Here is a 20,779-nt window from a genome sequence, read left to right as displayed (position 1 = left end):
CGAGCAGGCCCCGATGTCTCAGCAACCTTCCCTGATCCGCGAAACCTTCCCCGTCGGCCCTTTGCAGTGCAACTGCACGATCATCGGCGATCCGATCACGAAAAAGGCCATCGTCGTCGATCCGGGCGGCAATCACGAGCTGATACTCGCGCGACTGGATGCCTTGGGCCTGAAAGTGGTCAGTATCATTCATACCCATGCACACCTCGATCACTTCCTGGCGTCCGGCCAGTTGAAGGAAAAAACCGGCGCCACATTGCACTTGCACAAGGAAGATCAGTTCCTCTGGGACAATCTGGAAATGCAGTGTCAGATGTTCGGTGTTCCCTATACGCCGGTGCCATCGCCGGATCGCTGGTTGGCCGATGATGAGGAGCTGGCGTGCGGTTGTGGCGTGGCGTTACACACACCCGGTCATACGCCGGGTTCCATGAGCTTCTGGTTTTCGGATGCCAAGCTGCTGATTGCCGGTGACACCCTGTTTCGTCGTGGGGTAGGGCGCACGGATTTGTGGGGTGGCGATCAGGCAACTATCGTGCGTTCGATCAAGCAGCGGCTGTATACGCTCGACGAAGAGGCGACGGTGGTGGCTGGACATGGTCCTGACACCCGTCTGGGGGATGAGATGCGCGAAAATCCTTTTGTGAGGGCCTGATTTGTAACGCGCGGAATTTTCATCCGCCGAAACGATCCAACGCCCGCAAAGGTTCAATGCTTACGTCCGTTGCACCACAGAATGTAAAAAGTAGGAGCACTTCATGTTCACCAAACGTCGTTTGATTATTGTGGCTACTGCCGTAGCGCTATTGTCCGGTTGCGCATCGCCCAACCCTTACGACAATCAGGGCCAGGCGGATGGCGGCTCCACGGGCATGAGCAAAACCGCCAAATACGGTGGCCTCGGCGCCCTGGCCGGCGCCCTGGCGGGTGCCGCCATCGACCACAACAACCGTGGCAAAGGCGCGCTGATCGGCGCTGCGGTAGTGGGGGCTTCCGCTGCCGGTTACGGCTACTACGCCGACCAGCAGGAGAAAAAACTGCGTGCCAGCATGGCCAACACCGGCGTTGAAGTTCAGCGCGAGGGCGATCAGATCAAGCTGATCATGCCGGGCAACATCACGTTCGCCACTGATTCGTCGAACATCGCTTCCAGCTTCTACCAGCCGCTGAATAACCTGGCCGGCTCGCTGAAAGAATTCAACCAGAACCAGATCGAAATCGTCGGCTACACCGACAGCACCGGCAGCCGTCAGCACAACATGGACCTGTCCCAGCGTCGGGCCCAGAGCGTCGCGACTTACCTGACCTCGCAAGGTGTCAGCGGTGCCAACCTGAGCGCCCGTGGCGCCGGCCCGGATAACCCGGTTGCCAGCAACGCAGACGTCAATGGCCGCGCGCAGAACCGCCGTGTCGAGGTCAACCTCAAGGCGATTCCTGGCCAGCAGTATGGCGGCCAGCAACAAGGCAACGTTCAGCAATATCCATAACACCTGCCCTAATGAAAAATGCCCGATTCAATGATCGGGCATTTTTTTGTGTTGCCTGATCTGGCCTCAGTTAGCCTCTTTCACCGCGCTGAGAAACGCGCAAGTACGCTCCTGTTGAGGGTGTTCGAAGATTTGCGCCGGTGTGCCCTGTTCATGGATCTGTCCTTTGTAAAAAAAGCACACGCGATCGGCGAACTCCCGGGCGAACCCCATCTGGTGCGTCACCATCAACATGGTCAGGTTGTGTTCGGCACCGAGTTTGCGGATGACGTTCAACACTTCGCCGCACAATTCCGGATCGAGTGCCGAGGTCACTTCATCGAACAGCATGACTTTGGGGCGCATGGCCAATGCTCTTGCAATCGCCACCCGTTGTTGCTGCCCCCCGGATAACTGCGAAGGGTAGTGCCCCAGTTTGCTGCCCAGCCCCACCATCTCCAGCAGATCCGCCGCTCGTTCGCGCGCTTCGGCGGGCTTCATGCCCAGCACCTGCACCGGTGCTTCGATGACATTTTGCAGCGCCGTCATATGCGGGAACAGGTTGAAGCTCTGGAACACCATGCCGATCTTGCCGCGCACGCGACGGATGTGCCGGTCATTGGCCGGTACCAGCACGCCGTTGCGATTGGGCATGTGCGTCAACAGGTCATCATCGATGCGAATCACGCCGTCATCGATGCCTTCGAGGGTCATCAATACCCGCAATAACGTGGACTTCCCCGAACCGCTGGGGCCGATGATCGCGACCTTTTCGCCTGGCGTGACATCCAGATTCAAATGGTCGAGTACCGTGAAATTGCCATAGCTTTTGGTGACGTCCTGAAAGCTGACAATCGGCTTGACCGGGTTGGGTGTCTGCATGGCCGTGGCCTCCTGCGGATGCAGCGGTGTCAGGTTGCCGCGCCGGGAAAGGTCGTTGGATGTCGAGAGTGGAGAGGTCATTTGCGTAGCTCCAGGCGCAGTTCAAGGCGCCGTACCAGATAAGCCAAAGCGATGCTCAGGGCGAGGAAAAACAGACCGACCATGGTGATGGGCTCCAGGTAACGGAAGTTTTCGGAGCCGATGTTCTTGGCCTGTTGCATGATTTCCACCACGGTGATGGCCGACAGCACTGGCGTGTCCTTGAGCATCGCCACCAGGTAGTTGCCCAGCGGCGGCAGGATGGGCCGCAGGGCCTGGGGCAGGATGATGTTGCGGTAAGCGTTGTACGGGGCAATGTTGAGTGCCGTAACAGCCTCCCATTGCGCCCGCGGCACGGCGTCGAGGCCTCCACGATAGACCTCGGCGATGTAGCAGGCGTAATGCACACCGATACCGATGATGCCCACCTGCATGGCGGTCATGCTCACACCGTAATTGGGCAGCACGTAATAAAGGAAATACACCTGGATCAGCAGCGGCGTGCTGCGAATGAACTCGATCACCCCGGCGGTTGGCCATGACAGCCACAACGTGCGGCTGCGTCGGCCGATGGCCAGGAACAGCCCGAGCACAATGGCGATCAGGAAGCCGATCAGGGTAATCCCCACGGTATTGAGCGATGCGCGCAGCAAATCGGGAAGGATCTGCCAGGCATAGGTCCAGTCGAACAGGGTCATGACAATCCTCCACGCATCCGACCGCGCGCCAGGCGCCGCTCAATGCCTCGCATCCCGATATTGATCGCCTGGGCCAGGACGAAATACATCACCAGCGCCAGACTGAAGATTTCCAGGGTCTGGAACGTCGCCTGATCCAGTTGCCGGGCCCGAAAGCTGAGATCGGACAAGGTGATCAGCGACACCAGCGAGGTGTTCTTCAACAATTCGATCAACAGGTTGGTGCCCGGTGGAATCGCCGCCAACAGCGCCTGGGGCAGAATGATTCGCCGAAAGCGTTTGTAACCACTGAAGTTCAATGCGGTCGCCGCCTCGTACTGCCCCTTTGCCACCGAGCTGATCGCGCCGCGCATCACTTCGGCGCCGTATGCGCCGATGTGCAGACCGAGACCGACAATGGCCACGCTGTACGGACTCAGTTCCAGGTTGAACGGCGGCAACGGCAACACGAAGAACAGCCAGAACAACTGCACCAGCAGCGACGTGCCGCGGAACACTTCGATGTACGCAATGGAAAACCAGCTCAGCGGACGCCATGGCGACATGCGCCCGAGGGCTGCGAGAATCGCCGCGACTATCGCCAGTATCGAGCCGAAGAAGGTCACCTGGAGGGTTACCCAGGCGCCTTGTATCAATAACGGAAGTAATTCACCCATGGTTCACACCTGGCCATCCGGATTAAGCAGGGAAATAGGCATCGCACCGAGGCGCCATGCCTGTTTCGACTATTGAGCGCAGAGCTCGGCAGCCGTTTTGCTTGTCACGTTGGATTTGTCGAAGCCGAACGGTGCGACCGTTTTCAGGTGTTCTTCAGAGCCCAGCCACTTTTTCAGTTCGGCGTTCACCGCGTCACGCAGGTCCTTGTCTTCCGGGCGGAAGGCGAGGGCGCCGTAACCGGTGTGCGACGGGTCGTCCTTGAACTCGATCACGGCCTGGACCTTGTCGCCGCCCTTGGCAGCCAGGCCTTTCATGGTCAGTTGAGTGCCCACCGCCGCATCGGCACGGCCGGCGCGCACGGCTTGCAATTGAGCGGTGGTGTCCGGTACCTGGAGGATTTGTGCATCCTTCACGCCGGAGTCCCGCGCATATTTCAGGTTGACCGTGCCGGCCATGATCGCCAACTTCACATCCGGGTTTTTGGCGATGTCTTCATAACTGTGCAGGTTCTTCGGGTTGCCTTTGGCGGTCAGCAATGCGTCCGGTAACTGGTACTGAGGGTCCGTGAACAACACCTGTTTGCAGCGTTCCGGGGTGATGTACATGCCTGCGGCAATCACGTCGAAACGACCGGCACGCAGACCCGGGATCAACGAGCCCCATTCGGTCAGGACGCCGTCGACTTCTTTGATGCCCATCCTGGCGAAGATAGCTTTTGCGATTTCCGGCGATTCACCGGTCACGCGACCATCGGTTTCGGTAAAAGCGAACGGGGTTTCGTTGGCATAACCGATACGGATGCTGCTGTTTTGTTTGATGGTTTCCAGCGTGGTAGCGGCGTGGGCACTGGCGGCCAGGCCCAGCATCGCGCAAGCCACGAACAAGCGGCGTAAAACATGGGGAGTGCCGGGAAAGGAATTGCTCATCGATAAAATCTCCTGTTTCTTGTGGACCCGTCGTTGGACGGCTCTGTGGTAGGAGGCAGTGTGACAAGAGCAAAGCGTACGAGAGCCGTTTCCTGTTGAGCCGAAGCTTGGGGGCACAGTTCCGGTACAGATCGATTGGTTGTTGTTGGAGGCTGGACAAGTAGCCTGTGCATCGACCTTGGACCGAGCATACAAAAGCCCTGTGCAACATTGCATTGCACTAGGACAATTGCTTTGCACGGATTCTCGCGGGATGCTGTCGGCACTGGCATGCACGCGGGTTTAGCGCCGATGGACAAGTGGAAAGCAGCACTGGAAATCGCCCGTAGCGGCGAGTCCAAATACAAGATTCTGGTACAGGCGATTGCCGACGATATCGAGCAGGGTGTCCTGGCCAACGATCAGCGTCTGCCACCGCAACGCAATGTTGCCGACGCCATGGGCATCAGCGTGCAGACGGTGACCAATGCCTATAAGGAGCTGGAGCGTCAGGGCCTGGTGCGCTGCGAAGTGGGGCGCGGCAGCTTCGTGTCGCGGCGCATGAGCGACCGTGTGGCCACCTACATTCTCGACAGCCCCGAGCGGGCGCTGGTGGATTTCTCCATCACCCGGATCATGCACACCCGCGAACATGACCAGTTCTGGCGCGAGACCTGCCGTGAGATGAGTACCGAAGAGGATCAACCGTGGATCCACGCGTTTCGCCCTATCGCCGGTTTCGAATCACACCGTGAGGCGGCGATGCACTGGATCGGGCGCCAGGGCCTGAAGGTCGAGCGTGATGACATCCTGATCACCAATGGTGCGGCCCATGGCATTTTCCTTGCGCTGGCTTCACTGGCCGGCCCCGACGATGTGGTGCTGTGTGAGGGGGTCACCGATCACGGTGTCATCGGTAATTCCCAGGTACTGGGCTTCACGCTCAAAGGCCTGGAGATGGATCGCCACGGTATTGATCCAGAGCATTTCGAAGACATGTGCAGCAATGAACGCGTCACTGCACTGGTCTGTACACCGAACCTGAACAATCCGACCACCAGCCTGATGCCGGACAGCCGCCGGCGTGAAATCGCCGACATAGCCCGGCGTTTCGGTGTGCATATCATTGAGGACGACGTATACGGCCCGCTGCTGGATGAGCGTCGTGCCCCGCCGATCAGCCACTACCTGCCGGAGCTGTCGTTCTATTGCACCAGCATGACCAAATCGGTGCTGACCGGCCTGCGCATCGGTTATCTGGTGATGCCCAAGCGGCTGGCCTTGCGCACTGAAAGCATATTGCGGGTCAACAGCTGGATGGCCACGCCGCTGGTCTCGGAAATTGCAGCGCGCTGGATACGCGATGGTCGCGCCGACACGCTGGTGGGCCTGCAACGCAAGCTATTGGGTGGACGCCAGGCGATGGTCAGCGAATACCTGGGCGAATACCTGCTTGGCCAGCATCCTCATGCTTTGAATGCCTGGATCGGGATACCGCCGCATTGGGAGCTCGACAGCCTGGTGCGGGCGCTGCGCCACAAGCATATTGCAGTCACTTCACCCGATCCGTTTACGGTACGCGGCACGCCCCGGCCCCGGGCGGTCCGTGTGTGTGTCGGCGCCGAATGCAGTGATCAGGAGATGCGTGAAGCGTTAATGGGCATGCGCGAGATCTTCGGCCAATACCCGCAAATCCATGATTTCTGACCCGGGAAAGTGCCCTGAAAAGTTTGTCGACTAAATTGCCCTAGTACATTCATCGCGACAATCGAGCCCTCTTAGACTGCGCCCAACACTTCAACGGGATGCGGTCATGTCAGCGCTGCAACTAAACGATATCTATCTGGCCCGCCAACGCATTGACTCGCTGGTGCGGCGCACACCCATGGAGTATTCGCCCAGTCTGTCCCGGCGAGTAGGGGTGGCGGTTTATCTCAAGCTCGAATCCCAACAAATCACTGGCAGTTTCAAATTGCGCGGTGCGAGCAATGCGGTGGCGCAACTCGGTGTCGAAGAAAAGGCCCGTGGCGTGGTGGCGGCATCGACCGGCAACCACGGCCGTGCCCTGGCGTACGCCGCGTTCCGGCAAGGCGTGAAAGCGACGATTTGCCTGTCGCACCTGGTGCCGGCCAACAAGGTCCAGGCCATTCGCGATCTCGGTGCCCAAGTGTGCATCGTCGGCCAATCCCAGGATGACGCCCAGCGCGAAGCCGAGCGGATTGCCCGTGAGCAAGGTGCGACGCTGCTGCCGCCGTTCGATCACCCGGCAATCATCGCCGGTCAGGGCACCCTCGGCCTGGAAATCCTTGAACAGCAACCGGACGTCGCTCAAGTACTGGTGCCGTTGTCCGGTGGCGGTCTGTTTGCTGGCGTAGCGTTGGCGATCAAACGGGCCAACCCGCAGATTGTCACCCACGGCATCAGCATGCAGCGTGGCGCGGCGATGCACGCCAGCCTGGCGGCGGGGCACCCGCTGGAAGTCGAAGAACTGCCGACCCTGGCCGATTCCCTCGGCGGTGGCATCGGCCTGGACAACCGTTACACCTTCCACATGACCCGCGACCTCTGCGATCAATTGCACCTGCTCAGCGAAACCTCAATCGCCAACGCCCTGCGCCACGCCTACCGCGAAGAGCGGTTGGTACTGGAGGGCGCGGCGGCGGTCGGGATCGCCGCGTTGCTCGATGGCCTGATCGAGCCGCGCGGACCGATTGTGGTGGTGGTCAGCGGGCGCAACGTCGATATCGATCAGCACTTGCGCGTCCTCGCCGGCGCGGATGCGTGAAACCAACAATAACGACTGAACGGAGTGCCGCGTTGATGAGTGAAGTCACCCTATTGAGCGAAACGGATCTGCGCGCTTGCGTGGCGCTGGATCTGCCGAGCATCGAAGCCATCGAACAGGCCTTCGTGCTACTGGCCACCGCCGCCGTGGCGATGCCGCCGATACTGCGTCTGGACATCCCCGAGCACAACGGCGAAGTGGACGTAAAAACCGCTTATCTGCCAGGTCTGGAGCGTTTTGCGATCAAGGTCAGCCCGGGGTTTTTCGACAACCCGAAACTCGGACTGCCGAGCCTCAACGGCATGATGATGCTGCTCTCGGCACGCACCGGACTGCTGGATGCCTTGCTGCTGGACAATGGCTACCTGACTGCCGTTCGCACCGCGGCGGCGGGAGCGGTGGCGGCGCGTGCGCTATCGCGGGCCGACAGCCGCAGCGTGGCGCTGATCGGCGCCGGTGAACAAGCGGCGTTGCAACTTCAGGCGCTACGACTGGTGCGGCCGATCACCCAGGTTCGTGTCTGGGCGCGCGACCGTGCCAAGGCTGAGGCGTTCTGTATCGAACTGGCCCGCGACAGCGGCCTGGCGGTGATGCCTTGCGCGAGCATCGACGAGGCCATGGCCGATGTGGACATCGCGATCACATGCACGCCAAGTCGCGAGCCGCTCATAGATGTACGTCACTTGCGTCCCGGTTTGCACATTACCGCCATGGGGTCTGACGCAGAACACAAGAATGAAATCTCCCCCCAGGTCCTGGCGCAAGTCGATCGCTACGTGGCCGATCGCCTGAGCCAGACCCGCGTCCTCGGCGAGTTGCACCACGCCCTCGTGGCAGGAGCCATCACCGACGAATCGAACTTCGCAGAGCTGGGTCAGGTGCTGGCGGGCCAGCGTCCCGGTCGCAGCGACCCTGCGCAAGTCACCTTGTGCGACCTCACCGGCACCGGCGCCCAGGATACGGCCATGGCCAATCTGGCATTCGAGCGCGCGCGTTCGGCGGGCAAGGGATTGCAGTTCGCAAGCTAAACCGTTTTTTCATCCGTGCGTCATTTATCACGCTTGATCTCTAAGAGGGCAGATGCATGTCTCAGATAGTCGTCAATCTTCCATTCGAACGGGAGGAATACGCTCAGCGTCTGGCAAAGGTGCGAGTGGCCATGCAGGCGCAGGGCATCGAGTTGTTGCTGGTCACCGATCCGTCGAATATGGCGTGGCTGACCGGCTATGACGGTTGGTCGTTCTACGTCCACCAATGCGTGCTGCTTGCCCTTGACGGCGAGCCGGTATGGTTCGGTCGCGGGCAGGATGCCAACGGCGCAAAACGCACGGTATTCATGCAGCAGGAAAATATCGTCGGTTACCCGGACATCTACGTGCAGTCCCGGGAACGTCACCCGATGGACTACCTGTCGCGGGAGGTCATCACGGCCCGCGGCTGGGATGCACTGACCCTCGGCGTGGAAATGGACAACTATTACTTCAGCGCCGCAGCCTACCTGTCACTGCAGAAAAACCTGCCCAAGGCCAAACTGATCGACGCGGTCGGGCTGGTGAACTGGCAGCGGGCGGTCAAGTCCCCGCAAGAAATCGTCTACATGCGCATCGCCGCGCGCATCGTCGAAAACATGCACGGACGAATCCTCGAACGGATCGAACCGGGCATGCGCAAAAATGAACTGGTGGCGGAAATCTACAGCAGCGGCATTCTCGGTGCTGACGGACATGGCGGCGATTACCCGGCCATTGTGCCGTTACTGCCAACGGGGGCCGATGCCAGCGCACCGCACTTGACCTGGGACGATTCGCCGTTCCAGAAGGGCGCCGGCACCTTCTTTGAAATCGCTGGGTGCTACAAGCGTTATCACTGCCCGCTATCGCGCACGGTGTACCTGGGCAAACCGCCGCCGCATTTTCTCGACGGCGAAAAAGCTGTGGTCGAAGGCATCGCCGCCGGGCTCGACGCAGCCAAGCCGGGCAATACCACGGGTGACATCGCCGTGGCGTTTTTCAAGGTGCTGGAGAAATTCGGTATCCACAAGGACAGCCGTTGCGGCTACCCGATCGGTATCAGTTATCCGCCGGATTGGGGCGAGCGCACCATGAGCCTGCGTCCCGGCGACACCAGCGTGTTGCAGCCTGGCATGACCTTCCACTTCATGCCGGGCCTGTGGATGGATGATTGGGGGCTGGAAATCACCGAAAGCATTCTGATCACCGAAACCGGCGTCGAAACCCTGTGCAACGTGCCACGCCAACTGTTCGTGAAGGATTGAGCCATGAACGAATTGCCTGACAACCCGATCAGCGCCACGGTGGATTTCACCCGTGAAGGCGTGCAGCACGGGTTTCTCAAATTGCCGTACTCCCGGGACGATTCGGCCTGGGGAGCGGTGATGATTCCGGTCACGGTGGTTCAGCGTGGTCAAGGACCGACCGCGCTCCTGACCGGCGGTAACCATGGTGACGAGTACGAAGGGCCGGTGGCGTTGAGCAAACTGGCCCATGGCCTGACGGCCGCGCAGGTCACTGGTCGGGTGATTATCGTGCCGTTCATGAACACTCCGGCGTTCCATGCCGGGCGCCGCACCTCTCCGATCGACAAGGGCAACCTCAATCGCAGCTTTCCCGGCAAACCGGACGGCACGGTGACCGAGAAGATCGCCGATTACTTCACCCGAACGTTGTTGCCGCTGGCGGATATCGTGCTGGACATTCATTCCGGTGGCCGCACCCTGGACTTCCTGCCTTTCGCTGCCTGCCATGTGCTGCCGGATAAAAACCAGCAAGCGCAATGCGAGGCCGGCATGCGCGCGTTCAATGCGCCGTACAGCATGCGCATGCTGGAGCTGGATGCCGGGGCGATGTACGACACCGCCGCCGAGCGCCAGGGCAAGGTGTTCGTCACCACCGAATTGGGCGGTGGCGGGTCGTCGAGTGCGCGCAGCGTGGCGATTGCCGAGCGCGGAGTGCGCAATTTGCTGGTGCATGCCGGGATTCTTGAGGGCGAGGTGCAGGCATCGGAATCGATCATGCTCGACATGCCCGATGGCGATTGCTTCATCGCCAGTGAGCACGATGGTTTGCTGGAAATGTGCCGTGATCTGGGCGACACCGTGAGCAAGGGCGAAGTCATCGCCCGCGTTTACGACGCCACCCGCAGCGGCGTGGCCCCGGTTGAATATCGCGCGGCGCGCAGTGGCTTGTTGGCGGCACGGCATTTTCCCGGTTTGGTGCAATGTGGCGATACTCTTGCGGTCATCGCCGATGTATTGACCTGACACAGAACACCTGTGGGAGCGGGCTTGCTTGCGAATGCGGTGTGGCATTCAGCATTTGTGTTAACTGGCACACTGCATTCGCGAGCAAGCCCGCTCCCACAGGGTTATTCCTAATATTCAGAGATCGCAGGCCCCATGCATAAACTTGATCGCTATGACCTGAAAATCCTGAGGATCCTCTCCGAAGACGGGCGTATCACCAAGTCGAGCCTGGCGGAGGCCATCAACCTTTCGGTAACGCCGGCGTGGGAACGGGTACGCAAACTCGAAACCCTGGGCTTGATCAAGGGCTACAGGGCGCAGATCGACTGGAGCGCGGTGTTCAAGTGTCAGCAGGTGCTGGTGGAAATCACCTTGGCCCGACATACCGCACAGGATATGCGGCGTTTCGAACAACGCATGAACGAGGCTGCCGAAGTCGCGTTCTGTTATGCCACCGGTGGCGGTGTCGATTACATGGCAATGATCCAGACACCGGACATCGACCATTACCAGCGCTTTATCGACCAGTTATTGCTCGACGACCTGGGCATCGAACGCTACTTCACCTACATCGTCACCAAAACCATCAAGACCGCCGGCGCCTTGCCGTTGTAGGAGCGAGCTTGCTCGCGATGGTCGTCAACGGTAACGCGTGAAACCTGACGCCCCGCGAAGCGCTAAGGTTTTTCGCGAGCAAGCTCGCTCCTACAGTTGAATCCCTGCACCGCAAAAATCAGCTGTTCACCCCCACCCAATCAGAAAAAACCACCTGCCGCACCCCGGTCAAACCCCAATTTCTTCAGGCCTAGCTGCCCTAGCATGGATTCACGCAAACGGATTGGAGTGAACGCCATGACTTACAAACATCCACTGCTGTTCAAGGCCCTTTGTTACGTCGATGGCCATTGGGTCCACAGCGACAGTGGACACAGCATTGCCGTGCACAACCCGGCCGACCGCAAATTGATCGGCCATGTACCCATGCTCGACCAGCCACAAATCGTCGCCGCCATCGGCGCCGCGCACCGTGCGTTTGCCGGCTGGCGCGAACAAAGCCTGGATGCCCGCGCAGCGATCCTGCGGCGCTGGGCGGCATTGATTCTCGAGCACCAGGAAGACCTGGCGCGGATTCTCAGCCTGGAACAAGGCAAGCCCCTGGCCGAATCCCGGGGCGAAATTGCCTACGCGGCGAGTTTCATTCCCTGGTTCGCCGAAGAGGCACGACGTCTGTACGGGCAGAACATTCCCAGCCACATTCCGGGCGCGCACCTGGGCACGTTCAAGGAACCGGTCGGCGTCTGCGCGTTACTGACGCCGTGGAATTTTCCGTCGGCGATGATCACCCGCAAGGCGGCAGCGGCATTGGCCGCTGGTTGCACGGTTGTCATCAAACCGGCGCACGAAACGCCTTACTCGGCGTTCGCCCTGGCGCAACTGGCGGAGGAGGCAGGCTTTCCGGCCGGTGTATTCAACGTGGTGCTGGGCGATCCGCAAATGGCCATGCAAACCCTGGTACAGGACAGCCGCGTGCGTTCGGTCAGTTTCACCGGCTCGACCCGCGTCGGTAAGCTGGTCCTGCAAGCGGCGGCCCGGGATGTGAAAAAGGTTTCGCTTGAACTCGGCGGTAACGCGCCGTTTATCGTCTGCGCCGATGCCGATCTGTCGCTGGCGGTGAGAATCGCGGTGCAGGCCAAGTTTCAGACCTCCGGCCAGGATTGCTGCGCGGCCAATCGGATCATGGTCGAACGCTCGATCTATCCGCAGTTTCTCGAGCGCTTTGCAGCGGCGGTGCGTGAGTTGCGCGTCGGACCGGCGCTGGTGAACGAGCAGGAACAAAACGTCGACATCGGGCCGTTGATGCACCAGGCGGCATTCGATGTCACTGCCGAGCGTGTGGCCGATGCCCTGCAACAAGGCGCACAACGATTGGTCGGCGGCGAGGCCCATGCCCTGGGCGGCTTGTTCTACCAACCGACAGTGCTGGCCGATGTCACACCTCAAATGCGCATCTACCGTGAAGAAAACTTCGCGCCAATTGCCGGGGTGATGCCATTCGACACCCTTGATCAGGCCGTCGAGATGGCCAATGACACCGAATACGGCCTGGCCGCCTACATTTGTTCCAATCGCCTGGACCTGATTTATCCACTGATTCGTCGTCTCGATCACGCGATGGTCGCGGTCAACGGCGTGAAGTTCACCGGCCATCCGATCCCGTTCGGTGGCATGAAAGCCTCGGGGCTTGGCCGCGAGGGCGGCACCGAAGGCTTCGAAGCCTTTGTCGAAACCAAATACTTCTGCCTGCACCATCAAGGCCAGTTCTAAGGCCAGTTCTCAGGAGACATGCCATGAATCAAGAATTCGATACGCTGTTCGAACAAGACCGCGCGCATTTCATGCACCCTTCGACCCACGCCCACGATCACGCCAGCGGGGCGCTCAAGGGACGCATCATCAAGGGGGCCTCGGGTATCCGCATTCGCGATCATGAGGGTCGCGAATTGATCGACGCTTTCGCCGGGCTGTATTGCGTCAACATCGGCTACGGCCGTACCGAAGTTGCCGATGCGATCTACAAGCAGGCCAAGGAGCTGGCTTACTACCACACCTACATGGGCCACTCGAGCGAAGCGATCATCGAGCTGTCGAGTCGCATCATGGACTGGGCTCCTGAAGGCATGAAAAAGGTCTATTACGGCCTGTCCGGTTCCGATGCCAACGAAACCCAGATCAAACTGGTGCGTTACTACAACAACGTGCTGGGGCGGCCGCAAAAGAAGAAAATCATCTCCCGCGACCGCGGTTACCACGGCTCGGGCATCATGACCGGCAGCCTGACCGGTCTGCCAAGCTTTCACCAGCATTTCGACCTGCCGGCCGAAGGCATCAAGCACACCGTGTGCCCACACTGGTACCGCAAGGCGCCGACCGGCATGGATGAAACGGCGTTCGTACGTTACTGCGCCGACGAGCTGGAAAAAATGATCCTTGCCGAAGGCCCGGACACCGTTGCCGCGTTCATTGGCGAGCCGTTGATGGGCACGGGCGGCATCATCGTGCCGCCGGCCGGTTATTGGGCGGCGATCCAGGCAGTTCTGAACAAATACGACGTGCTGTTGATCGCCGACGAAGTGGTCTGCGCCTTCGGTCGCCTCGGTTCGAAGATGGGCAGCCAGCGCTACGGCATGCGTCCAGACCTGATCACCACGGCCAAAGGCCTGACCAGTGCCTATGCACCGTTGTCGGCGGTGATCGTCGGCGAAAAGGTCTGGGACGTGATCGAAAAAGCCTCCCAATCCCAGGGGGCGATGGGCCACGGCTGGACCTATTCGGGACATCCGATCTGCGCAGCGGCAGCGTTGGCCAACCTCGATATTCTTGAGCGGGAAAACCTGACCGAGAACGCCGAGAAGGTCGGCGGCTACCTCAATCGTCGACTGCGCGAAACCCTCGAAGGGCATCCGTTGGTGGGCGAAGTGCGTGGTGACGGCATGCTGGCAGCGGTCGAGTTCATGGCTGATCGCGAGCAACGCACCCCGTTCGATGCGGCAATGAAGGTTGGGCCGAAAGTTTCGGCAGCGTGCCTTGAGCGCGGCATGATTGCCCGGGCGATGCCCCATGGCGACATCCTGGGCTTCGCTCCGCCGCTGATCCTCACTGAGGCAGAGGCGGATCTGATTGTCGATATCACCAAGGGGGCGATTGATCAGGTAGCGAGTGAGGTGTTGGGCTGAGTGCTATCAGTCTGAGCATTTTGCAGTGCTGATTCCGCCCCCTTCGCGAGCAAGCGCGCTCCCACATTGGACTGCATGTGTCTGACAAACCTCGGTCATCTGTGGGAGCGGGCTTGCTCGCGAAGGGACCCTGACAGACACCATCGGTACTGGCTCAGAAACAAAAGGCCCCCGGACAATCACTCGTCCGGGGGCTTTTTATTGGTACGAAGTCTAATTACTTCTTCAGGCCATAATGCTCATCGAGCATGCCCGGGGCGTTCGGGGCTTTGGGGGCGTAGTCGCGCGGTGGTTCCTGATTGCGCGGTGGCGTCAGGCGTTCCCGTGGAGCTTGCGCCGCGTCGGCGTGCAGGGAGGCCAGCAAGCGTTGGCGGGTCTGCTCGTCCAGGGCCAGGCGGTTGGCACCCTCGGCGAGATGATCCTGCACTTCCTGATAGCTCTGAGTCAGTTTCTTGACCAGTGTCGCAGTGCTGTTGAAGTGGGTCACCACCTCGTTCTGATAACTGTCGAAACGTTCCTGAATATCGTCCAGCTGACGTTGCGTGCTGCTAGGCGCGGCATTCGGCGCAAGGCGAGCGATCAGGAATCCAATGGCGACACCCACAACCAGGGCAAGAGTCGGCAACAACCAAACTAAGAGCGAGTGTTCCACGAGTCCTTCCTCTATAAACGGCTTTGCTTTACGTTAACGGCTCGAACCTGCGCTGTATACCGCGATTCACTCGCAATGGACAGCTACAGACAATTTGCTAGACGAGTCGACCCGATTCGAGGTCACGGAGTTCCTTCCTTGCTTATGCGTGAAACCCCTGTAGTGATTGATGGCCCGGTCGGGCAATTGGAAGCACTTTACCTGGACAATGAGCAGCCGCGCGGCCTGGCGCTGATCTGCCATCCGAACCCGGTGCAGGGCGGCACCATGCTCAATAAAGTGGTCTCGACCTTGCAGCGCACCGCTCGCGATGCCGGTTTGATCACGCTGCGTTTCAACTACCGTGGCGTCGGTGCCAGCGAAGGCTCCCACGACATGGGCACCGGCGAAGTCGATGATGCCCAGGCCGTGGCCGAGTGGTTTCGGGCCAGACACCCTGACTTGCCCCTGACCCTGTTCGGTTTTTCCTTCGGCGGTTTTGTTGCAGCAAGTCTCGGCGGACGCCTGGAAGCGCAAGGCGAACAGCTCAAACACCTGTTCATGGTCGCGCCGGCGGTCATGCGCCTGGGGGATCAGGATCAACTGCCGCAACTCGGCGAACTGACCCTGATCCAGCCGGAAACTGACGAAGTCATCGATCCGCAAGTCGTTTACCAGTGGTCCGACAAGCTCGAACGTCCCCATGAGCTGCTGAAAGTGGCAGAATGCGGACACTTTTTTCATGGCAAGCTGACTGATCTCAAGGATCTGATCCTGCCGCGTCTCTCGAATTGATTGCAGTCTGACAAGCGATTACCCATGACGACTCGTACCCGTATCCTTACCGGCATCACCACCACCGGCACGCCGCACCTGGGCAACTACGCCGGTGCCATCCGCCCGGCGATCGTCGCCAGCCGTGACAGCAATGCCGATTCGTTCTATTTCCTGGCCGACTACCACGCCCTGATCAAATGCGATGACCCGCTGCGCATCCAGCGCTCGCGCCTGGAAATCGCCGCGACCTGGCTGGCCGGTGGCCTGGATGTGGACCGCGTGACCTTCTACCGCCAGTCCGACATCCCGGAAATCCCCGAGCTGACCTGGCTGTTGACCTGTGTCGCGGCCAAGGGCCTGCTCAATCGCGCCCACGCCTACAAGGCTTCGGTGGACAAGAACGTCGAGACCGGCGAAGACCCGGACGCCGGCATTACCATGGGGCTGTACAGTTACCCGGTGCTGATGGCTGCGGACATCCTGATGTTCAACGCGCACAAGGTGCCGGTCGGTCGTGACCAGATCCAGCACGTGGAAATGGCGCGGGACATCGGCCAGCGCTTCAACCATCTGTTTGGCCGGGGCAAAGAGTTCTTCACCATGCCCGAGGCATTGATCGAAGAAAGCGTGGCCACGCTGCCGGGCCTCGACGGTCGCAAGATGTCGAAGAGCTACGACAACACCATTCCGCTGTTCAGCAGCGCCAAAGAGATGAAGGACGCGATTTCGCGGATCGTCACCGACTCCCGCGCACCGGGCGAAGCGAAAGATCCGGACAATTCGCACTTGTTCACCCTGTTCCAGGCATTTGCCACTGTGGAACAATCCGACGAGTTCCGCAGCGAATTGTTGCAGGGCCTGGGTTGGGGTGAGGCGAAGAATCGCCTGTTCCAATTGCTGGACAATGAATTGGGTGAGTCTCGCGAACGTTATCACCAGTTGATCGAGCGCCCGGCGGATCTGGAAGACATCCTGCAACACGGTGCGAAAAAGGCCCGTGCGGTGGCGACTCCGTTCCTCAACGAACTGCGCGAGGCTGTTGGCCTGCGTTCTTTCGTTGCCCAGGCGCAGGTGGCGACCACCACCAAGAAGAAAGCCGCGAAGGCCGCGCGCTTTGTCAGCTTCCGCGAAGACGATGGCAGTTTCCGCTTCCGCCTGCTGGCCGCCGATGGCGAGCAACTGCTGCTGTCGCGCAACTTCGCCGATGGCAAAACCGCCGGGCAAGTGACCAAGCAACTGCAATCGGGTCAGGCTCTGGACGTGCGCAATGAGGACCTGAGCTTCAGCGTCTGGCTGGAAGGCGAGTGCGTTGCCGATAGCCCCGCGTTCGCTGACAGCGCCGCTCGGGACGCTGCGGTAGAGGCGTTGCGAATCGCTCTGACGCCGGTTCAGGAATAATCCACGGCTCGGTCCTACCAAGGGCCGATTGCCATTCCCACGGGCCATCGCTACAGTGTCGGCCCGTTTTTGTTGCCTTGCTAACGAATTATGACGCCCCTAGAACGATATCAAGCTGATCTGAAACGCCCGGAATTCTTCCATGACGCCGCGCAGGAAACGGCTGTGCGTCATTTGCAGCGCCTGTACGACGACCTGGTCGCGGCCGAGCAGAACAAACCGGGCCTGCTGGGCAAACTGTTTGGCAAGAAGGATCAGACGCCGGTCAAGGGCCTGTACTTCTGGGGCGGTGTAGGTCGCGGCAAGACTTACCTGGTCGACACCTTCTTCGAAGCGCTGCCGTTCAAGGAAAAGTCCCGTACTCACTTCCACCGCTTCATGAAGCGCGTGCACGAAGAAATGAAGACCCTGGGCGGAGAGAAAAACCCGCTGACCATCATCGCCAAGCGCTTCGCCACCGAAGCCCGGGTGATCTGCTTCGATGAGTTCTTCGTCTCCGATATCACCGACGCCATGATCCTCGGCACGCTGATGGAAGAGTTGTTCAAGAACGGTGTAACCCTGGTCGCCACTTCGAACATCGTGCCGGACGGCCTGTACAAGGACGGCCTGCAACGCGCGCGCTTCCTGCCCGCCATTGCGCTGATCAAGCAGAACACCGAGATCGTCAACGTCGACAGCGGCGTCGATTATCGTCTGCGTCACCTCGAGCAGGCCGAACTGTTCCATTTCCCGCTCGACGAAGCGTCCCACGAAAGCCTGCGCAAAAGCTTCCGCGCGCTGACGCCGGAATGCACCGCAGCGATCGAAAACGATGTGCTGATGATCGAGAACCGCGAAATCCGCGCCTTGCGCACTTGCGATGACGTGGCCTGGTTCGAGTTCCGCGAACTCTGCGACGGCCCGCGCAGCCAGAACGACTACATCGAATTGGGCAAGATCTTCCACGCCGTGCTGCTCAGCGGTGTCGAGCAGATGAGCGTCACCACAGACGACATTGCCCGGCGCTTCATCAACATGGTCGACGAGTTCTACGACCGCAACGTGAAACTGATCATTTCTGCTGAAGTCGAGCTCAAGGATCTCTACACCGGCGGACGCCTGAACTTCGAGTTCCAGCGCACGCTCAGTCGTCTGCTGGAAATGCAGTCCCACGAATTCCTGTCTCGGGCGCACAAGCCGTAACACGGTTCAGCGCATAAAAAAGGGCCTGCATTTGCAGGCCCTTTTTTATGCGCTGAAGATCCCCTGTGGGAGCGGGCTTTGTGTCAGTGTTGAGGATCGATACCACTGCCGAGATACCGCGCCAACTCATCTTGTCGTTGGCAGCCAAGAAGCAACCACAGCAGAATTCTTGCCTTGCGCGGACAAAGAAAGCCCGCCATCCACGCGCCCTTGCGGATTAAATCCATCTCACCGCCACTAAAGCCGTAAGAGGCAAATGCGGTGGAGCCGGAACCGGTTCGGGTCGCAATGATCACAGGGATGCGTTCGCAAAGGTGCTCAATCACCGTCGCCCAACTCTGCGAGACATGGCCGGCGCCGAAACCACCAATCACCAGCCCGTCGTAACCAAGTGCAAGGATATTCTCCAGTAGCAGGGTGTCGGCTGAAAGTGATGTCTCAAGCATCGCAACCTTCTGTGTGGTCTGTTGCGGCCAGGGCAAAACCGTGCGTGGTCGCGGTGGGTGCAGGTAGCGAACATGGTTTTCCAGCAACAGGCCTGCGGGTCCGACGATCGGAGAGGAAAACGCCTGCAACGCCAGTGAGTCCACTTTACGTACGCTACAGGCTTGATGAATCTGTCCGTTCATCACCACCTGAACACCACGTTGTCTGCTGCTCTGCGCCAGGGCGACGCGGCAGGCATCCAGCAGATTCGCCGGGCCGTCGGCCCCCGGCTGTGCTGCCGAACGCATGGCACCCGTCAGTACCAAGGGGATGTCATGGGGCCACAAGTAATCAAAGAACACTGCGGCTTCTTCGAGTGTGTCGGTCCCTTGAATGACCACGACACCGTCGGCGCCTTGTTCGACCTGAAACTTCGCCCAGGACAGCACTCTCAGCAAAAAATCGAAATCCAGAGAAGCACTGGGCAGCATGCCGAGGGTTTCTACGGTCACCCGGGCTAGCGTCGTCAGCTCCGGTATGGAGGCCAGCAGAGCTTCACCGCTGACGGTCGGGATTACACCTTCACCGGCATGCCTTGCTTGCATGCTAACTGTGCCGCCGAGCGCCGCGATGGCCAGTTTGGGCAGGTCCATGTCATACCTCGCTTGTTTGTGATGAAAAGAGGCTGCATCGGGTTTCAGGTCGCGATGCAGCCAAATGGCGGAGTGCATCAGTTCGCTATCAGGTACCCGATCAGAGGGACGATGAGTAACGTGCTGATTGCCATCGACAGGACATTGGCGATGTAGGCGTGCATGTCGACCGGTAATCTTTTGGCAATCGCACTCGCCAGAGGTGGTGCGAGCAATGCTCCCAGCAGCGCGCTGGAAATGATGATCTGCCAACTGCCCCCATAGGCCAGGATCGCAGCGGGCACCACTGATACCAGAGGGATGTAGGTGGGGTACCAGCCGCACATCATCCATTGTCGACGCCAGATCAGCACACCGATGGCCGAGGTCAATGCCTGTGCACCAATGATATGCAGCAGCAGGTCCGACCCGTACGCCGGGCTCAGGGGATTCAAGCCGTACGCCAGCAATGCACCTACTAACAAGCCCAGACTGGCCAGCTCGTTGCCAAAGAACGGTGCTTCAGAAAAGTCCGCCAAAACCCGACGCATGGTCCAGACAACGCCATAGTCGGGAACCTTGATAACAGGGGCGGGCGTGGGGACGGGGGGCGTCTCGGATTGCCCGGACCTCACCAGGCTCGGACAGTAGCGGCAGAGCAGAAACGCCACGACGCTGGCAACCGCCATGCCCAGCACATTGCCGATCACTGCTGGCAAGGCCAATGGGTTACACACGTAGTTGACGATCAGCAAACACATCGGAGTGACGAATACAGCCCCCATGATTGCGCCGTTGAGGGTGACTTTCCAGCCACCGCCAAACATCAGCACCATCGCCGCAGGCAGGGAGACGAACGCGGCAAACGTGGGTTGCCAGCTATCAGCAGTCACCGTCCAGCCCCACATCAAGTTACTCAGCAGCAGCCCGAGCAACGAACTGGTGATCAGCCACGGCCACAATCCAGTCCCATAGGAAATGGCAAATCCTTGCCAGGATCTTGCTGTTCTGTTCGCCCAATAAGCCAAATAGGCCCCCGCCAAAAGACCGATCGAGGCGAACTCGTGTTTGTAGAAAGCCACTTCACTGATGTCGCCCAGCACCCAGCGCAACCAGGCACTTGGCTCGGGTAGCCCCGACACCATGTCGCTGTAACTCGGCCAATGAGCGGACCATAAGGAACGGTTAGTGAATGAAAGCCAAATAATCAACAACGTCGCGCCGACCATCAGCAAGGCGACTGCTGTATCAAATGGTGTTCTGCGGACTGGCTGTGCTTTGTCGGATGTGATTTCCATAAGT

General features: G+C 59.8%; 20 protein-coding genes. 13 read left to right on the top strand and 7 right to left on the bottom strand.

The window, feature by feature from the left end:
* Window positions 1-13 precede the first annotated feature (13 nt).
* Window positions 14-655 (top strand): MBL fold metallo-hydrolase, encoded by a 642-nt coding sequence (locus AC07ZE_RS24780; RefSeq protein ID WP_095192959.1) that lies wholly within the window; start codon window positions 14-16, stop codon window positions 653-655.
* Window positions 656-758: 103 nt separating this feature from the next.
* Window positions 759-1,487 (top strand): YiaD family glycine zipper/OmpA-like lipoprotein, encoded by a 729-nt coding sequence (locus AC07ZE_RS24775; protein ID WP_207267016.1) that lies wholly within the window; start codon window positions 759-761, stop codon window positions 1,485-1,487.
* 66 nt (window positions 1,488-1,553) lie between these two features.
* Here AC07ZE_RS24775 and ehuA read toward each other — a convergent pair whose 3' ends face one another.
* From ehuA to ehuB, 4 genes are all read right to left on the bottom strand, one after another.
* Window positions 1,554-2,429: an ectoine/hydroxyectoine ABC transporter ATP-binding protein EhuA gene (gene ehuA, locus AC07ZE_RS24770; RefSeq protein WP_404940875.1), complete on the bottom strand. Its 876-nt coding sequence runs from the start codon at window positions 2,427-2,429 to the stop codon at window positions 1,554-1,556.
* Window positions 2,426-3,085, bottom strand: coding sequence for an ectoine/hydroxyectoine ABC transporter permease subunit EhuD (gene ehuD, locus AC07ZE_RS24765; protein ID WP_095192961.1), 660 nt, complete (start codon window positions 3,083-3,085; stop codon window positions 2,426-2,428). Before ehuD ends, ehuA begins: the two co-directional genes overlap by 4 nt.
* The gene (ehuC, locus tag AC07ZE_RS24760) at window positions 3,082-3,741 is read right to left on the bottom strand and encodes an ectoine/hydroxyectoine ABC transporter permease subunit EhuC (protein WP_095192962.1); all 660 of its coding nucleotides are present in this window, start codon (window positions 3,739-3,741) and stop codon (window positions 3,082-3,084) included. The genes ehuD and ehuC overlap by 4 nt, the downstream gene beginning before the upstream one ends.
* Before the next feature lie 69 nt (window positions 3,742-3,810).
* On the bottom strand, window positions 3,811-4,668 hold the full coding sequence (ehuB, locus tag AC07ZE_RS24755; RefSeq protein ID WP_207267015.1) for an ectoine/hydroxyectoine ABC transporter substrate-binding protein EhuB: 858 nt from the start codon (window positions 4,666-4,668) through the stop codon (window positions 3,811-3,813).
* Window positions 4,669-4,959: 291 nt separating this feature from the next.
* Between ehuB and ehuR the strand changes: the two genes are divergently transcribed.
* The 8 genes from ehuR to AC07ZE_RS24715 all read left to right on the top strand — a co-directional run bounded on the left by ehuR (window position 4,960) and on the right by AC07ZE_RS24715 (window position 14,428).
* Window positions 4,960-6,354: a MocR-like ectoine utilization transcription factor EhuR gene (gene ehuR, locus AC07ZE_RS24750; RefSeq protein WP_207267014.1), complete on the top strand. Its 1,395-nt coding sequence runs from the start codon at window positions 4,960-4,962 to the stop codon at window positions 6,352-6,354.
* Between the two features lie 106 nt (window positions 6,355-6,460).
* The gene (gene eutB / locus AC07ZE_RS24745; RefSeq protein ID WP_207267013.1) at window positions 6,461-7,432 is read left to right on the top strand and encodes a hydroxyectoine utilization dehydratase EutB; all 972 of its coding nucleotides are present in this window, start codon (window positions 6,461-6,463) and stop codon (window positions 7,430-7,432) included.
* Window positions 7,433-7,467: 35 nt separating this feature from the next.
* Window positions 7,468-8,460 carry an ectoine utilization protein EutC gene (eutC, locus tag AC07ZE_RS24740; RefSeq protein ID WP_207267012.1) on the top strand — a complete coding sequence of 331 codons (993 nt, stop codon included), beginning with the start codon at window positions 7,468-7,470 and terminating at the stop codon, window positions 8,458-8,460.
* Between the two features lie 56 nt (window positions 8,461-8,516).
* A complete protein-coding gene (gene doeA, locus AC07ZE_RS24735; RefSeq protein WP_207267011.1) occupies window positions 8,517-9,707 on the top strand; it encodes an ectoine hydrolase DoeA in 1,191 nt (396 codons plus the stop codon).
* Window positions 9,708-9,710: 3 nt separating this feature from the next.
* The gene (gene doeB / locus AC07ZE_RS24730; RefSeq protein ID WP_207267010.1) at window positions 9,711-10,712 is read left to right on the top strand and encodes a N(2)-acetyl-L-2,4-diaminobutanoate deacetylase DoeB; all 1,002 of its coding nucleotides are present in this window, start codon (window positions 9,711-9,713) and stop codon (window positions 10,710-10,712) included.
* Window positions 10,713-10,847: 135 nt separating this feature from the next.
* On the top strand, window positions 10,848-11,309 hold the full coding sequence (locus AC07ZE_RS24725) for an Lrp/AsnC family transcriptional regulator (protein WP_207267009.1): 462 nt from the start codon (window positions 10,848-10,850) through the stop codon (window positions 11,307-11,309).
* Window positions 11,310-11,546: 237 nt separating this feature from the next.
* Complete coding sequence (locus AC07ZE_RS24720) at window positions 11,547-13,019, top strand: NAD-dependent succinate-semialdehyde dehydrogenase (protein WP_207267008.1); 1,473 nt, start codon at window positions 11,547-11,549, stop codon at window positions 13,017-13,019.
* 23 nt (window positions 13,020-13,042) lie between these two features.
* Window positions 13,043-14,428, top strand: coding sequence for an aspartate aminotransferase family protein (locus AC07ZE_RS24715; RefSeq protein ID WP_207267007.1), 1,386 nt, complete (start codon window positions 13,043-13,045; stop codon window positions 14,426-14,428).
* Between the two features lie 217 nt (window positions 14,429-14,645).
* Here the strand turns inward: AC07ZE_RS24715 and AC07ZE_RS24710 are convergent, their stop codons facing one another.
* Window positions 14,646-15,080, bottom strand: coding sequence for a Z-ring associated ZapG family protein (locus AC07ZE_RS24710; RefSeq protein WP_047533043.1), 435 nt, complete (start codon window positions 15,078-15,080; stop codon window positions 14,646-14,648).
* 144 nt (window positions 15,081-15,224) lie between these two features.
* Here AC07ZE_RS24710 and AC07ZE_RS24705 point away from each other — a divergent pair, with 144 nt between their 5' ends.
* The 3 genes from AC07ZE_RS24705 to zapE all read left to right on the top strand — a co-directional run bounded on the left by AC07ZE_RS24705 (window position 15,225) and on the right by zapE (window position 18,419).
* Entirely contained in the window at window positions 15,225-15,854 is a 630-nt protein-coding gene (locus AC07ZE_RS24705; protein WP_207267006.1) for an alpha/beta hydrolase, read from the top strand.
* A gap of 24 nt (window positions 15,855-15,878) precedes the next feature.
* The gene (locus AC07ZE_RS24700; RefSeq protein ID WP_207267005.1) at window positions 15,879-17,234 is read left to right on the top strand and encodes a tryptophan--tRNA ligase; all 1,356 of its coding nucleotides are present in this window, start codon (window positions 15,879-15,881) and stop codon (window positions 17,232-17,234) included.
* Window positions 17,235-17,324: 90 nt separating this feature from the next.
* Entirely contained in the window at window positions 17,325-18,419 is a 1,095-nt protein-coding gene (zapE, locus tag AC07ZE_RS24695) for a cell division protein ZapE (RefSeq protein ID WP_056853221.1), read from the top strand.
* A gap of 83 nt (window positions 18,420-18,502) precedes the next feature.
* Here the strand turns inward: zapE and AC07ZE_RS24690 are convergent, their stop codons facing one another.
* Complete coding sequence (locus AC07ZE_RS24690) at window positions 18,503-19,498, bottom strand: asparaginase (RefSeq protein WP_207267004.1); 996 nt, start codon at window positions 19,496-19,498, stop codon at window positions 18,503-18,505.
* 77 nt (window positions 19,499-19,575) lie between these two features.
* Complete coding sequence (locus AC07ZE_RS24685) at window positions 19,576-20,775, bottom strand: threonine/serine exporter family protein (protein ID WP_207267003.1); 1,200 nt, start codon at window positions 20,773-20,775, stop codon at window positions 19,576-19,578.
* Window positions 20,776-20,779 lie beyond the last annotated feature (4 nt).

Source organism: Pseudomonas sp. GW101-3H06 (genome assembly GCF_059424605.1).
The sequence above is the reverse complement of the archived record's forward strand: the minus strand, read 5'-3'. Positions and strand labels throughout refer to the sequence as shown.